Source organism: Pantoea sp. RSPAM1 (genome assembly GCF_038816185.1).
Classification (GTDB): domain Bacteria; phylum Pseudomonadota; class Gammaproteobacteria; order Enterobacterales; family Enterobacteriaceae; genus Pantoea; species Pantoea ananatis.
On record NZ_CP046137.1, the window covers coordinates 3,862,872 to 3,876,984 of the forward strand.

The 14,113-nt window shown below is 55.8% G+C and carries 11 protein-coding genes; 7 read left to right on the forward strand and 4 right to left on the reverse strand.

What is annotated here, in order from left to right; genetic code table 11:
• Window positions 1-505 precede the first annotated feature (505 nt).
• Window positions 506-1,222, forward strand: coding sequence for a two-component system response regulator ArcA (gene arcA / locus GKC68_RS18640; RefSeq protein ID WP_013024548.1), 717 nt, complete (start codon window positions 506-508; stop codon window positions 1,220-1,222).
• A 43-nt stretch (window positions 1,223-1,265) separates the two neighbouring features.
• Here the strand turns inward: arcA and creA are convergent, their stop codons facing one another.
• Window positions 1,266-1,739, reverse strand: a complete 474-nt coding sequence (gene creA, locus GKC68_RS18645) for a protein CreA (protein ID WP_028724636.1) — start codon at window positions 1,737-1,739, stop codon at window positions 1,266-1,268.
• A 195-nt stretch (window positions 1,740-1,934) separates the two neighbouring features.
• On the opposite strand from creA, the gene robA reads away from it, so the two are divergent.
• Window positions 1,935-2,801 carry an MDR efflux pump AcrAB transcriptional activator RobA gene (robA, locus tag GKC68_RS18650; protein WP_047715028.1) on the forward strand — a complete coding sequence of 289 codons (867 nt, stop codon included), beginning with the start codon at window positions 1,935-1,937 and terminating at the stop codon, window positions 2,799-2,801.
• A 38-nt stretch (window positions 2,802-2,839) separates the two neighbouring features.
• On the opposite strand, the gene gpmB is transcribed toward robA, so the two are convergent.
• Window positions 2,840-3,487 carry a 2,3-diphosphoglycerate-dependent phosphoglycerate mutase GpmB gene (gene gpmB, locus GKC68_RS18655; protein ID WP_028724634.1) on the reverse strand — a complete coding sequence of 216 codons (648 nt, stop codon included), beginning with the start codon at window positions 3,485-3,487 and terminating at the stop codon, window positions 2,840-2,842.
• A gap of 60 nt (window positions 3,488-3,547) precedes the next feature.
• Here gpmB and yjjX point away from each other — a divergent pair, with 60 nt between their 5' ends.
• Window positions 3,548-4,066: an inosine/xanthosine triphosphatase gene (gene yjjX, locus GKC68_RS18660; protein WP_028724633.1), complete on the forward strand. Its 519-nt coding sequence runs from the start codon at window positions 3,548-3,550 to the stop codon at window positions 4,064-4,066.
• On the opposite strand, the gene trpR is transcribed toward yjjX, so the two are convergent.
• Both trpR and sltY read right to left on the reverse strand, forming a co-directional pair.
• Window positions 4,067-4,387 carry a trp operon repressor gene (trpR, locus tag GKC68_RS18665; RefSeq protein ID WP_013024543.1) on the reverse strand — a complete coding sequence of 107 codons (321 nt, stop codon included), beginning with the start codon at window positions 4,385-4,387 and terminating at the stop codon, window positions 4,067-4,069.
• Window positions 4,388-4,431: 44 nt separating this feature from the next.
• Window positions 4,432-6,351: a murein transglycosylase gene (sltY, locus tag GKC68_RS18670; RefSeq protein ID WP_058705550.1), complete on the reverse strand. Its 1,920-nt coding sequence runs from the start codon at window positions 6,349-6,351 to the stop codon at window positions 4,432-4,434.
• A 270-nt stretch (window positions 6,352-6,621) separates the two neighbouring features.
• Between sltY and atzF the strand changes: the two genes are divergently transcribed.
• The 4 genes from atzF to urtA are packed head-to-tail and all read left to right on the forward strand — an operon-like array spanning window position 6,622 to window position 14,048.
• Entirely contained in the window at window positions 6,622-8,418 is a 1,797-nt protein-coding gene (gene atzF, locus GKC68_RS18675; RefSeq protein WP_263793426.1) for an allophanate hydrolase, read from the forward strand.
• A 2-nt stretch (window positions 8,419-8,420) separates the two neighbouring features.
• Entirely contained in the window at window positions 8,421-12,038 is a 3,618-nt protein-coding gene (gene uca, locus GKC68_RS18680) for an urea carboxylase (RefSeq protein ID WP_342656392.1), read from the forward strand.
• 9 nt (window positions 12,039-12,047) lie between these two features.
• Complete coding sequence (locus GKC68_RS18685; protein ID WP_028724629.1) at window positions 12,048-12,749, forward strand: GntR family transcriptional regulator; 702 nt, start codon at window positions 12,048-12,050, stop codon at window positions 12,747-12,749.
• A gap of 30 nt (window positions 12,750-12,779) precedes the next feature.
• Window positions 12,780-14,048, forward strand: coding sequence for an urea ABC transporter substrate-binding protein (urtA, locus tag GKC68_RS18690; RefSeq protein ID WP_028724628.1), 1,269 nt, complete (start codon window positions 12,780-12,782; stop codon window positions 14,046-14,048).
• Window positions 14,049-14,113: the final 65 nt, after the last annotated feature.

The following is a 14,113-nucleotide window of genomic DNA, read 5'->3' on the forward strand; positions in this document are numbered from 1 at the left end:
AACACGTTAAAAAAGGCCAGAGAGCGCCTTTTTATCATAAAGTGCACATTATCAAAACTTTCGAAATAAAAGCCTTTCATTTCAGTCCACTGTAATAGTAAGTTTCTAACATCATCTTTTGTGATAAGCCGGGCTGGCGGGGACAAATATGAGACGTAATGTCAGCCAGCAGGCTATTTTTCGAGATGTTTTTCACAGAAATGTTAACGTGCTACAATTGCATTTGATATAAGTCAACGAAGCGTTGTTTTTATGCTTACCAGTTGTTGTTATTGCTGTTAGGTTGCTGTTAATACAGTTAGTATGTGTTTCAAATTACTATTCCGCAGGGCATGGAATTTTTACCCCGGCAGGCTAGCAAATACGGTTGTTGACCTTGATAAAAGCTTATCAAAATTTACTTTTGTACAACGGTTCAGCAAAGCTTGCCGTTCTCCGCACTGGAGAGCACCTAACCGCTGTACGCCCTGTTTTCAATTTAGTTGGCAAAATTAGGTAGCTAAACATGCAGACCCCGCACATTCTCATCGTTGAAGACGAACTGGTCACGCGCAATACCCTCAAAAGCATTTTTGAGGCGGAAGGTTATGTCGTGTACGAAGCGACCGATGGTGCAGAGATGCACCAGGTGTTGACCGACAATGATGTCAATCTGGTTATTATGGACATCAATCTGCCGGGTAAAAACGGCCTGTTACTGGCACGTGAGCTGCGTGAGCAAGCCAATGTCGCATTGATGTTCCTGACAGGACGCGATAACGAAGTCGATAAAATTCTTGGGCTGGAAATTGGTGCAGACGACTACATTACTAAACCGTTCAACCCACGCGAATTAACTATTCGTGCACGTAACCTGCTGTTGCGTACCATGAATTTGCCTTTACCCAATGAAGAGCGTCGCCAGGTTGAAAGCTATAAGTTTAACGGCTGGGAGCTGGACATCAACAGTCGCTCACTCATCAATCCCAACGGTGAGCAGTACAAACTGCCGCGCAGTGAGTTCCGTGCCATGCTGCACTTCTGCGAAAATCCCGGCAAGATTCAGACGCGTGCTGATTTGCTGAAGAAAATGACCGGACGCGATCTCAAGCCACACGACCGTACTGTTGACGTGACAATACGTCGTATCCGCAAACATTTTGAATCCACGCCAGATACCCCCGAAATCATCGCCACCATTCATGGCGAAGGTTATCGTTTCTGTGGTGACCTGCAGGATTAAACTGGCGCTCATTTAACGCCCTCATGGGCGTTGAATGATTGCCCTAGTGCCACGGCATAATGGGTACGGCGCTTAGCGCATTTTTAGGTGAACCTTCCACCACTTTATCTGAGTAAGCCAGATAAATTAATGCGTTACGCTTGCTGTCAAAGAAACGCACGACCTGCAGTTTCTTGAAGATCAGCGATGTGCGCTGACGAAACACCACATCACCCTGTGCTTTACCTTTGGCAATTTTCTCGCTCAGTTCTACCGGCCCGATTTGCTGACACGAAATCGCCGCGTCTGATGTATCTTCCGCTAACCCCAGCCCGCCCTTGATACCGCCTGTTTTCGCCCGGCTGATGTAGCAGGTGACATTTTTTACGTCGGGATCGTCGAATGCCTCAACCACAATTTTGTGGTCGGGTCCAAACATCTTAAACACGGTGTCGACGGAGCCAATCTCTTCAGCCAGAAGCGGACTGGAAAACAGTAAACCCGCGAAGGTGACGAGCAGGAGACGAGGTATTGTCATTGAGTTACCATTGCAAATGTAATAGATGAGCATGTAATGTACTGTCAATCGATACAATAACCAACGTAAAAAGGGTATAAATTCCCGCGTAAATAGCACAACCATCCCAGTCAAAGCCAAACATGTCTTTAAAGCAATAAGTGCTATTATTCGTCGACTTCATTTAGCTGCGCCACCAGAGTATGAGGATGTTTTATGGACCAAGCCGGTATCATTCGCGATTTGCTTGCCTGGCTGGAGAGCCATTTGGATCAACCACTTTCACTGGATAACGTTTCCACTAAAGCCGGTTATTCTAAATGGCATCTACAACGGATGTTTAAGGACGTTACTGGACACGCCATTGGCGCCTATATCCGGGCACGACGTCTTTCCAAAGCCGCGGTGGCACTTCGCCTGACCAGCCGCCCGATTCTCGATATTGCTTTGCAGTATCGGTTTGATTCACAGCAGACGTTTACACGAGCCTTTAAAAAGCAGTTTAATCAGACACCTGCATGGTATCGCCGCTCGTCTGACTGGAATTCATTTGGTATTCGCCCACCGATTCGGTTAGGAAACGTTCAGCTGCCGGAATCGCAGTTCGTCACCCTTCCAGAGACTGTTCTGGTGGGACAGACACAGAGCTACACCTGTACCCTGGAACAAATTTCCAGCTACCGCGATGAAATGCGCGTCCATTTCTGGAAGCAGTTTCTGCTGGAAACGGATACGGTTCCGCCCGTGCTCTACGGTCTGCACCAGGTCCTTGCCAGTCATGAAAAAGACGATGAGCAGGAGATTCTCTACACCACAGCCGTGCCAACCGACAGCGCGACCAATATGCATTCGGGCCAGAAAGTCGTTCTTGAAGCCGGAGATTACGTTCAGTTCAACTACAGCGGTCCGCGCGTTGAACTTCAGGAGTTTATTCTGTTGTTATACGGTACCTGCATGCCGACTCTGGGCCTGACGCGCCGCATGGGTCAGGACATCGAACGCTTTATTACGCATGGCGGTAAAAAGCGTGGCGAACCGCCTACAGAGATTCGTTGTGAATATCTGATCCCGATTCGCCGTTAATGCCTGGCGTGATGCCGTGCTCATGACGGCATCACCGATTAACGCTGAAGCTCGTCCATCGCGGGTTCGTCGAGGTGGGCGATATCACCCGCCGTTTCCACGACCCAACCCTGTGCCAGCCATGCGCTCTGCTGATGATCAACGCGGGAAATCGAACAGTTGCGCAGGCGCAGGCGACGTTCGGCATAGGCTGGTAGCCCCAGAATGGTGCTGACCAGCACGCCCAGCGCCATGCCGTGGCTGACCAGTAGCGGGCGGCTCCCTGCCGGCAGCGCAAGGCAGGCATTGAGTGCCGCCTGCATACGCTGCGCAAGTTCCGTCATGGATTCGCCCTGAGGAATGCGGCCGCCCTCGCTGCCGTTCACCAGCGAAGCACGCCATCCCTCTTCTTCCGGGCTCAGCTCATCAAGCAATCGTTTTTCCAGTATGCCCATGTTCAGCTCCCGCAGTCGCGGGTCGAAAGTGATATCACAACCACAGGCATCGGCAATGATTTCAGCAGTGCGCCGGGTGCGCCCTAAATCGCTGGAAATAATATGCGTGATACCGGCGCTTTTGATGCGTTCACCGACCTGACGGGCTTGTTGCTCACCTTTTTCCGTCAGCGGACTGTCGGAGTGCCCTTGAATGCGACGTTCTGCATTCCATACCGTTTCACCGTGACGAACAAGATAGACCTGTAGCATGCGTAGTTTCCGTTATACTGCGACCAAAATCGCCTTAATTACCTGAGGGTTCAATTAATTATGTACCATGTTGTCGCAGCTACCATCAATCCAGCGAAGATTCGTGCGATTGCTCAGGCATTCAACGACGTTTTCGGCGAGGGATCCTGCCATATCGAAGGGGTCGAGGTCGAGAGCGGCGTTGCGGCACAGCCGTTAACCAACCTCGAAACGCGAACTGGCGCACGCCAGCGCGTGATGAATGCCCGTCAGGTTCGCCCGGAAGCCGACTTCTGGGTGGCGATTGAAGCCGGAATTGAAGAAGAGTGCGCTTTTGCCTGGATGGTGGTGGAAAACCAGAAACAGCGGGGAGAGTCACGTTCAGCCAGTTTTACCCTGCCGCCAGTGGTGATGGCCGGTTTACATGAAGGACGCGAACTGGGTGAGGAGATGGCGCGCCTCACCGGCATCGACAATATTAAGCACAAAGGCGGCGCAATCGGTACCCTGACCCAGGGCCTGCTCAGCCGCTCCAGCGTTTACCACCAGGCTCTGATACTGGCGCTCTGCCCGCTAACTCATCCGTTCTACCAGCAGTAATCAGCGACGCGTCAGGTGTGCTTCCAGCCACTGCTTCAGTGCCGGAGGCGCCTCTTTCAGGCTGTTTGATCCGCGTGTAATCGTGGCAATCCCCACGCCCAGTTCGTTTTTCAGTTCACGCTGGCTGATGTCGCCATTCAGCAGCGATTCAATGATACGCAAGCGTGTACCAAAGGACTCTCGTTCATCTGGCGTCGTCATCAGCTGTAACAGCGGCAGCGCCTGGTTATCCGCAAAAGCCTGTTGCATCAGCTCAACAAAACGCAGCCAGTGCGCGTCCGTAGCCGGGTCAGTCGTGGATGGCACAGAGGGTTGATTCATGAGAGGCTTCCGTACTCGCTAAAGAGTACGGAAGCTTAACACAGCTAGTAGCGGCGATTCCACTCAGCATCGGACAGGATCTTGTCCGGCTGCCCCAGGAAGTAGCGGTAGTACGCATCATAGGCCAGCACATTCTTCACGTAACCGCGGGTTTCCGAAAACGGAATGGTTTCGATAAAGGCAACGGCGTTGAGATTGCCTGCTGTACTGCCTTGCCAGGTCCGTACACGTCCCGGGCCGGCATTGTAAGCCGCTGAGGCGAATATCCGGTTCTTATCAAACTGCTGATAAACATACTCCAGATACTGCGTCCCGATCTGAATGTTGGTCTGCGGATCGAACAGCTGAGACGCGTTCACATAGCCCGGGATGCTAAACATCTTCACGGTGTGTGTCGCGGTCGCCGGCATAATCTGCATCAGTCCGCTGGCACCCACTGGGGAACGGGCTTTCGGGTTCCAGGCACTTTCCTGACGGGAAATCGCCATCGCATAACTCTGCGGAATGGATTTACCCTGAGTGTTTTGCTTATACAGATCCTGCCATGCCAGCGGGAAACGCTCCTTCAGGCTGTCCCACATTTTCGCGGTGATCGTGGCCTGTACGCTCAGATCCCACCAGTCCTGTTCGCTTGCGTAGCGCGCCAGCATCTGCTGCTGGACATGGGTTTTGCTGCCGATCAGGTTGGCCCACTCGCTGCGTGCCAGATTGTCCATGCCCCAGTACATCAGCTCACGCACGCGTGCGAGTTCTGGCCCCTGGGTGGTTGCCGCGTCAGGTTTGGGTGCTGCATCAACCTGAAGAGGATAGTCCACCCCTAAACGTTGTGCGGCAACCATAGGATAAAAACCGCGCTCTTTCATCAGCTTACGCAGAATATCATCGGCTTCTTCTTTGCGATCTTTTGAATAAAGCAAATCGGCCTGCCAGTACTGCCACTCGTCTTTCTCTTTCGCTTCAACCGGCAGACGAGCAATCCAGGTGTTCAGGCCACGACGATCGTTTTCACTCAGCGCCAGGCGAACCCGCCGTTCAATTAACGCGGTCGATTCGCTGTTCATCACCACCGCATCGCGCCAGCGCGCCTGCTCGGAGGTCAGATCGCTGCCCATCATCCGCCAGACGACAATCTCTTTCAGCGCCTGCTCATCTTCTGGCCCCATTTTTTGTGCGCGCACCAGCTCAGGGATCAGGCTACGGGCCGTTTCCATATCGGCACGGGCGACGCGGTTAAAGGCAAAAATCGTGGCCTGGCGCGTGAAGTCGGTTGCGCCCACGCTGTTGGCAAAGGTCGTGACGGACTGAGGATCTTGCTGCAATGCCAGTAATGCATCCGACATCGTCTTGTAATCGGCAGGCAGCGTTTTGGCCAGGTAGCTGACCAGGCTGTCATTGCCCGCTTTCATTGCCAGGCGGATACGTTCAAGAATGGTGATGGGAGAAAGCTGACCGCTGGCCTGCCACACGGAGAATAGCTTGTCGCAGTCATTTGGCAGGGCCGTGCCGCGCAGCCAGATCGCTTTCGCACCTGCAAAAGCCGCCTGCTGTTGGCCGGTTGACCATTTGGCATAGTACCAGTTACAACGTGCCTGCACCGGCGTGGGCTCGTCGGGGCTAAAGTTAAGTACGCCTTGCCAGTCCTGACGATGCGCCAGTACGTTAACAAACCGCGTTTTCAGCGAGCGCGCTGGCGGCAAAGTCGGATACTTTTGAATAAAATTTTGTACTGCCAGGCTGGTTTCCTGGTCCAGATCCTGCGCCAGCAGACGGTATTCTAAATAAGGATAAAGCGGATAATCCTGTAGCGTCGGTAACAGCTGTTCAACTGTTGCCATCTGATTACTGTCCCAGGCCTGCTTAATTTGTTGATATCGTTGCCGTTGTTGATCAAGCGAATCAGCCCATGCGCTGCCGGCCGTGCTGACCAGGCAGATCCCTATCATCCAGTTACGCCACTTCTCCACGTAAATCTCCTCTGTTGCTGGGCACTGGCTCTGTGCCAGACGTTATTCATGCTAACCAAGGGAAGCCACTCTTGCCATGTTCTTCACAAAATTTACCTTCGCACCGCTTTAACGCACCGTGATGTCACAATGCCTGCGCGACAACTGTGCGTTTTATCATCACATATTCTTATGGCCGTTCGAATTATCTCATTGATTCATAGCATTAAAATCCTGGCACGTCCTTTGCTTTGTTGAATCCCATCTTGTATACCTGTTGGAATTCACTGCATGGCTTCGACATTCGGTTTCACCCTTAATGACTGGCAGCAACGCGTTCGGCAACACCCGGAGCAGGTCTACACGCTGCTGGCTGAACACCTTTCTGAGCTGGATCCAGACGATAATGCGTGGATCTGTCTTGCCACTCCCGCCCAGTTAATGGCGCAAACTGAGCCGCTCCTGGCGCGTTACCAGCAGGATCCGGATGCCCTTCCGCTGTTCGGTGTTCCCTTTGCCGTGAAAGATAACATTGACGTGACTGGCTGGCCGACCACCGCCGCCTGCCCGGCGTTTAGCTATACCGCTGAAGAGGATGCCTTTGTGGTGGCGCGCCTGAAAGCAGCAGGCGCGGTTGTTATCGGCAAAACCAACCTTGATCAGTTTGCTACCGGTTTGGTCGGTACGCGTTCACCTTATGGCGCAGTCAGTAACACCTTTGACCCGGATTTTGTGAGTGGCGGATCCAGTTCGGGGTCAGCATCAGTGCTGGCGCGCGGCCTGGTGGGCTTCTCGCTCGGTACGGATACCGCCGGTTCAGGGCGCGTTCCGGCAGGTTTCAACAACATTGTCGGCCTGAAACCCACGAAAGGATGGTTCTCAGCACGCGGCGTGGTGCCGGCCTGCCGCCTGAACGATACGATTTCGGTGTTTGCGCTAACGGTTGAAGATGCCTTTACCGTGGCCAGCGTGGCCGGCGGTTACGATGAGAAAGATGCCTATTCGCGTGTAGATCCCCGCACGGCACCTGCAGGCATGAAAGCCCGTCCGGATTTCGCCATTCCCGCTGAGCCCGAATTTTATGACGATGCCGCAGCCGAAGCCGCCTGGCATGCTGCGCTCAGCGCGCTAAAGGCGACAGGCGCAACGCTGCATCCCATCGATTTTTCCCCTTTCCGCCAGCTTGCCGAACAGCTCTATCAGGGGCCGTGGGTTGCCGAACGCACCGTGGCCGTGGGCGAGATGCTCAACCAGCCAGACAACATGGATCCGGTCGTCCATGGCATCGTAGCGAATGGCCTGAAGTACAGCGCCGTGGATGCCTGGCAGGCCGAATACCAGCGCGCCGGGTTGACCCGTGAGATTCAGCAGGTTCTGGCCGGATTCGATGCGCTGGTGGTGCCTACCTCGCCAACGATTTACACCCTGGCGGAGATGCAGCAGGAACCGGTGCTCTACAACTCGCATTTCGGCACCTACACCAATTTCACCAATCTGGCCGATCTCGCGGCACTGGCCCTGCCCGCCCCTTTCAGAAATGACGATCTGCCCGCAGGCATTACGCTCATCGCCCCCGCCTGGCACGACCGCGCACTGGCGCAGTTTGGTCTGCGCTGGCAGCACGCGCTGGCCCTGCCCCTGGGCGCAACTGGCCTGCCCCTGTCGTCATCCTCAACGGGACTGACTCCGTCCCACGATCACGTGCGGGTTGCCGTCGTCGGTGCACACCTGACGGGTATGCCACTTAACTTCCAGCTCACGACACGTCAGGCCGTACTGGTGGAAGAAACGCAGACCGCCAGTCTGTATCGCCTGTTCGCGCTGTTAGAGGGCCCCATCAAGAAACCGGGTCTGATGCGTACCGAACAGGGCGCAGCCATTACCGTTGAACTGTGGGATATCCCGCTGGCGCGCTTTGGTGAGTTTGTTGCCGAAATCCCTGCTCCGCTGGGCATCGGCAATCTGACCCTTGCCGATGGGCGCGTAGTGAAAGGTTTTATCTGTGAAGGTGCCGCACTACATGGCGCGCTGGAAATCACTGAATTTGGCGGCTGGCGCAACTGGCTCGCCTCGCTTGGGAGTAAATAATCATGTTCAGCACTGTCCTGATTGCTAACCGTGGTGAGATTGCCTGTCGCGCCATCCGAACACTGAAACGTCTGGGCATCACGAGCGTCGCCGTGTTTTCCGATGTTGACCGCAACGCGCAGCATGTGAAGGAAGCCGATATCGCGATCGCGCTGGGCGGTGATAAGGCCAGTGACAGCTATCTGCGTATCGATAAAATCCTGGCGGCGGCGCAGGAAAGCGGTGCACAGGCTGTCTGGCCCGGTTATGGTTTTCTGTCAGAAAGTCTGCCCTTTGCCGCCGCCTGTGAACAGGCCGGTATCGTATTTGTCGGGCCGACGGCCGCGCAAATTGGCGAATTTGGGCTGAAACATCGCGCCCGCGAATTAGCCGCCCAGGCCGGCGTGCCGATGACGCCGGGCACGCCGCTGCTCAACACGCTTGATGACGCCCTCAGTGCAGCCGAAACGATCGGTTATCCAGTGATGTTAAAAAGCACGGCAGGCGGTGGTGGTATTGGCCTGACGCGCTGTGCTGATGCCGAGGCTCTGCGCAATGCCTGGGAGAGCGTTCGTCGACTGGGTGAACAATTTTTTAGTGATGCGGGCGTCTTTCTTGAACGCTGTATCGATCATGCCCGCCATGTCGAAGTGCAGATCTTTGGTGACGGCAAGGGCACCGTGGTGGCGCTGGGTGAACGCGACTGCTCGCTACAACGCCGCAACCAGAAAGTGGTGGAGGAAACGCCCGCGCCCTGCCTGCCGACGGCAACGCGTGATGCGCTGCTCGCCTCGGCCGTACGCCTGGGTGAAGTGGTGAATTACCGCAGCGCCGGCACCGTGGAGTACATTTACGATGCGCAGCAGGATGCCTTTTACTTTCTGGAAGTGAACACGCGTCTGCAGGTTGAGCATCCGGTCACGGAATGCGTAACGGGCCTTGACCTGGTGGAGTGCATGTTGCGCGTCGCCGCTGACGAAGCTATCGACTGGGAGCGCCTGCAGCAGGCCCCACAGGGCGCGTCGATTGAAGTCCGGTTATACGCTGAGGATCCGTTAAAAAACTTTCAGCCCAGCCCTGGCGTGCTCACCCATGTCTGTTTTCCTGACGATGTCCGCGTGGACAGTTGGGTAACGACCGGGAGCGAGGTATCCAGCTACTACGATCCGATGATCGCTAAGCTCATCGTCCATGCAGAAACGCGCGAGGCGGCGCTGGCAAAACTCCACAGTGCGCTGAACGCCACACAGTTACACGGCATTGCCACCAATCTTGATTATCTTCGCCAAATTGTGACCACTGACGCGTTCCGCAGCGGCAAGGTCTGGACGCGTTTTCTGGACAGTTTTACGCCCGCAGCAACCGTGGTCGAAGTGCTGCAGGCGGGGACCTTCAGCTCCATTCAGGACGTACCGGGCCGTCTCGGTTACTGGAATATTGGCGTACCGCCATCGGGTCCCATGGACGATTATGCCTTCCGCCTGGCCAACCGCATCGTTGGGAATCATGAAGCCGCGGCCGGACTGGAATTTACCCTGCAAGGCCCGACGCTGCGTTTTCATTGCGCCGCCACCATTGCGCTGACAGGCGCGGACTGTGGCGCCACGCTGGATGGAGAACCTGTCAGTAACTGGCAGCCTTTGACGGTAAACGCCGGTCAAACGCTGGCGCTGGGTCGCGCCCAGCGCGGCTGCCGCTGTTATCTGGCGATCCGAAACGGCTTTGATGTCCCGGAATACCTTGGCAGTCGTTCCACCTTCTCTCTGGGCCAGTTTGGCGGGCACGCGGGCCGCACGCTTCGGGTTGCCGATATGCTGCCCGTCTCGCAACCGGCCCTGGCGGCCTGCACCACGCCCGCACCGGTGAGCGCACCTCAGGCGCTCAGCCCGTCGCTAATCCCGGAATATGGCAGTGAATGGCAGATTGGTGTGCTGTACGGGCCGCATGGCGCACCGGACTTCTTTACTCAGGCGGCCATTGATGAATTTTTTGCCAGCGACTGGCAGGTGCATTACAACTCTAACCGCCTGGGCGTGCGCCTGGTGGGGCCAAAACCAGACTGGACGCGTGCCAACGGCGGTGAAGCGGGTCTGCATCCGTCCAACGTGCATGACTGTGAATATGCCATTGGTGCAATCAACTTTACCGGGGATTTTCCGGTCATCCTGACCCATGACGGCCCGAGCCTTGGTGGCTTTGTGTGCCCGGTGACAATTGCCAAAGCCGAACTGTGGAAAGTCGGCCAGGTTAAACCAAGCGATAAAATCCGTTTCCATCCCATCAGCGTTGAGGAAGCCGTCGCGCGGGAAAATGCCCGGTCGCAGGTCATTGACACGCTGCGTCCGCACACCGCGCAGACATTTGCCGTGCCGTCACTGGCCGACAACGCCTTTGGTTCCGGCACCCTGCTTGCCGCCGTTGCCGCCACCGACCGTACGCCTCAGGCGGTATATCGTCAGGCAGGCGATAAATACATCCTGATCGAATATGGCGACAACGTCCTGGATCTGGCCCTCCGCCTGCGCGTTCATCTGCTCATGGAAACGCTGCACGAACAGCCGATAGACGGCATCGAAGAGCTCTCCCCCGGCGTGCGGTCACTGCAAATTCGCTACGACAGCCTCACGCTGTCACAGTCCCGGTTAATGTCCGAGCTGCTGGCGCGGGAAGCCCAGCTCGGTGACGTCAGTACGCTGAAAGTACCATCACGCATTGTCTGGATGCCGATGGCGTTTGAAGACAGCGCCACGCTCGGTGCCGTGGAACGTTATAAAGAAACCGTGTGCGCCAGCGCGCCCTGGCTACCTAATAACGTCGATTTTATCCAACGTATCAATGGATTAGACAGTCGTGATCAGGTCCGCGATACGCTGTTCAATGCCAGCTACCTGATTTTAGGCCTGGGCGATGTTTACCTGGGGGCGCCCTGCGCGGTGCCGGTCGATCCCCGCCATCGTCTGCTCAGCTCCAAGTACAGCCCTGCCCGTACCTTTACCGCAGAGGGCACCGTCGGCATTGGTGGAATGTACATGTGCATTTACGGCATGGACTCTCCCGGCGGTTATCAGCTGGTTGGCCGCACGTTACCCATCTGGAACACCTTCCTGAAGAACCCGCAGTTTAGTGCCGGAGAACCCTGGCTTCTCCGCTTCTTCGATCAGGTGCGTTTCTATCCGGTGACTGAAGAGGAGCTGACGCAGTTACGCGATGATTTCCGTGAGGGCCGCGCCGCACTGCGTATCGAGGATACTGAATTTGATTTTGCCGCCCACCAGCAGTTTCTGGCGGCGAACGCCGACGACATTGCGGCGTTCCGTCAGCGGCAGGCGGCAGCATTCGAGCAGGAGGTCAGGCTCTGGTCACAGGAAGCGCCTGAAGCGCCAGCCCACGCGGAGGTGGTGGCCGATGCGCCTGTTGAGGATGACAGTGCGCAGGCCGTGCAGGCAGACATGAACGGCAATATCTGGAAAGTGCTGGTGCAGCCCGGCGACACGGTGAGCGAGGGACAGACGTTGGTGATTGTTGAGGCGATGAAAATGGAGCTGGCGATTACGGCCCCTTGCGCAGGTCAGGTGAAACGCGTGGCCTGCCAGGCCGGTCGCCCTGTCAGTCCGGGCGATACGCTGCTGTGGCTGGAATAAGGAGAACCGATGACGACGCGATCAACGCGCAGCAAAGCCCGTCCGGAAGCGCTGGCAGAACGTGTTTACCAGGCGCTGAAAAACGACATTTTTGAATTTCGCCTGATGCCCGGTGACCGTTTTAGTGAAAGTGAGATTGCCGAGCGCATGGCGGTCAGCCGCACACCGGTCCGCCAGGCCTTGTTCTGGCTGGAGCGAGAGGGCTACGTCGACGTGTGGTTTCGCAGCGGCTGGCAGGTAAAAACCTTTGATTTTGCCTACTTCGAAGAGTTGTACGATTTGCGCACCGTACTGGAGTGCGAAGCCGTGAAGCGACTGTGCGAACTGCCCTCGGCGCAGTGCGCCGCCCGGCTGCGCGAGCTGTATCAGTTCTGGTGTGATGCCGCCCGGCTGGAAGATGGCAAGGTCGTCTCGCAGCACGATGAGGCGTTTCACATGACGCTGGTCGCCGCCGCGGGCAACGCCGAAATGGCGCGCATCCATGCCGAATTGACGGAGAAAATCCGCATTATTCGTCGCCTCGATTTTACCCGGGAAGATCGTGTCGCGGCGACGTATCGCGAACATGCGCAGATCTTACAGGCCATTTTGTTACAGCAGACCCAGGACGCCCGTCAGATCCTGACCGAGCACATTGCCGTCAGTAAAGCGGAGGTCAGAAAAATTACGCTACACATGCTCCAGCAGGCCCGGCTCCAACCCATTGAATAACGTATCCATAACATTAGGGGTTTATCATTGATGAAAAGACGTTCATTGCTTAAAGCTTTTGCCCTCTCGGCTACCGTCGCCAGTCTGGGATTCGCCTGGAGCGCTCAGGCGGCTGAGACCATCAAAGTGGGCATCATGCATTCGCTTTCCGGCACCATGGCTATCTCTGAAACGCCGCTCAAAGATGTCGCCCTCATGACCATCGATGAAATCAACGCCAAAGGCGGGGTACTGGGGAAAAAACTGGAGCCCGTAGTGGTGGATCCGGCCTCAAACTGGCCATTGTTTGCTGAGAAAGCCCGTCAACTGCTGACCCAGGACAAGGTGGCTGTGGTATTTGGCTGCTGGACCTCCGTGTCGCGCAAATCCGTGCTGCCAGTGTTTGAAGAGCTGAATGGCCTGCTTTTCTATCCGGTGCAGTACGAAGGCGAAGAGATGTCGCCGAACGTCTTTTATACCGGTGCCGCGCCGAATCAGCAGGCGATTCCGGCAGTGGAGTACCTGATGAGCGAGGATGGCGGTGGCGCCAAACGCTTCTTCCTGCTGGGAACCGATTATGTGTATCCCCGCACCACCAACAAAATTTTACGTGCATTCCTGCATTCAAAAGGCGTGCAGGATAAAGATATCGAAGAAGTGTACACCCCGTTTGGCTACAGCGATTACCAGACCATCGTGTCAAATATCAAAAAGTTCGCCGCGGGCGGCAAAACCGCCGTGGTCTCGACTATCAATGGCGATTCCAACGTACCATTCTACAAAGAACTGGCTAACCAGGGCATCAAAGCCACCGATATTCCGGTCGTGGCCTTCTCGGTCGGTGAAGAGGAGCTTCGTGGGATTGATACCAAACCGCTGGTCGGTCAGTTAGCCGCCTGGAACTATTTTGAATCCTTAGATAACCCGACCAACGCCAAATTTGTTGCCGATTATCGGGCTTACGCGAAAGCGCACAATCTGCCGAATGCCAGCACCGTGGTCACCAATGATCCGATGGAAGCCACCTACGTAGGCATTCACATGTGGGCGCAGGCCGTCGAGAAAGCCGGCACAACCGACGTGGACAAGGTGCGCGCCGCCATGGCCGGTCAAACCTTCAAAGCGCCAGATGGTTTTACCCTGACGATGGATCAGACCAACCACCACCTGCATAAACCCGTGATGATTGGCGAAGTCGAAGAAAACGGTCAGTTCAACGTCGTATGGCAGACGGACAAACCGGTACGCGCCCAGCCCTGGAGCCCGTACATTCCCGGCAACGATAAAAAACCGGATCATCCAGTAAAAACCACACAGTAGCCATGATGCCGCCCTCGCACGGGTTGTGAGGGCGGCCGTCGGGATATTCTATGATCGCCCATTTG

What these genes read in the sequence shown, in the direction of transcription:
- uca (WP_342656392.1), top strand. Translation starts at nt 8,421, where the DNA reads ATGTTCAGCACTGTCCTGATTGCTAACCGTGGTGAGATTGCCTGTCGC.
- trpR (WP_013024543.1), bottom strand. Translation starts at nt 4,387, where the DNA reads ATGAATCAACCCTCTGTGCCATCCACGACTGACCCGGCTACGGACGCG.
- atzF (WP_263793426.1), top strand. Translation starts at nt 6,622, where the DNA reads ATGGCTTCGACATTCGGTTTCACCCTTAATGACTGGCAGCAACGCGTT.
- GKC68_RS18685 (WP_028724629.1), top strand. Translation starts at nt 12,048, where the DNA reads ATGACGACGCGATCAACGCGCAGCAAAGCCCGTCCGGAAGCGCTGGCA.
- yjjX (WP_028724633.1), top strand. Translation starts at nt 3,548, where the DNA reads ATGTACCATGTTGTCGCAGCTACCATCAATCCAGCGAAGATTCGTGCG.
- creA (WP_028724636.1), bottom strand. Translation starts at nt 1,739, where the DNA reads ATGACAATACCTCGTCTCCTGCTCGTCACCTTCGCGGGTTTACTGTTT.
- arcA (WP_013024548.1), top strand. Translation starts at nt 506, where the DNA reads ATGCAGACCCCGCACATTCTCATCGTTGAAGACGAACTGGTCACGCGC.
- urtA (WP_028724628.1), top strand. Translation starts at nt 12,780, where the DNA reads ATGAAAAGACGTTCATTGCTTAAAGCTTTTGCCCTCTCGGCTACCGTC.
- gpmB (WP_028724634.1), bottom strand. Translation starts at nt 3,487, where the DNA reads ATGCTACAGGTCTATCTTGTTCGTCACGGTGAAACGGTATGGAATGCA.
- robA (WP_047715028.1), top strand. Translation starts at nt 1,935, where the DNA reads ATGGACCAAGCCGGTATCATTCGCGATTTGCTTGCCTGGCTGGAGAGC.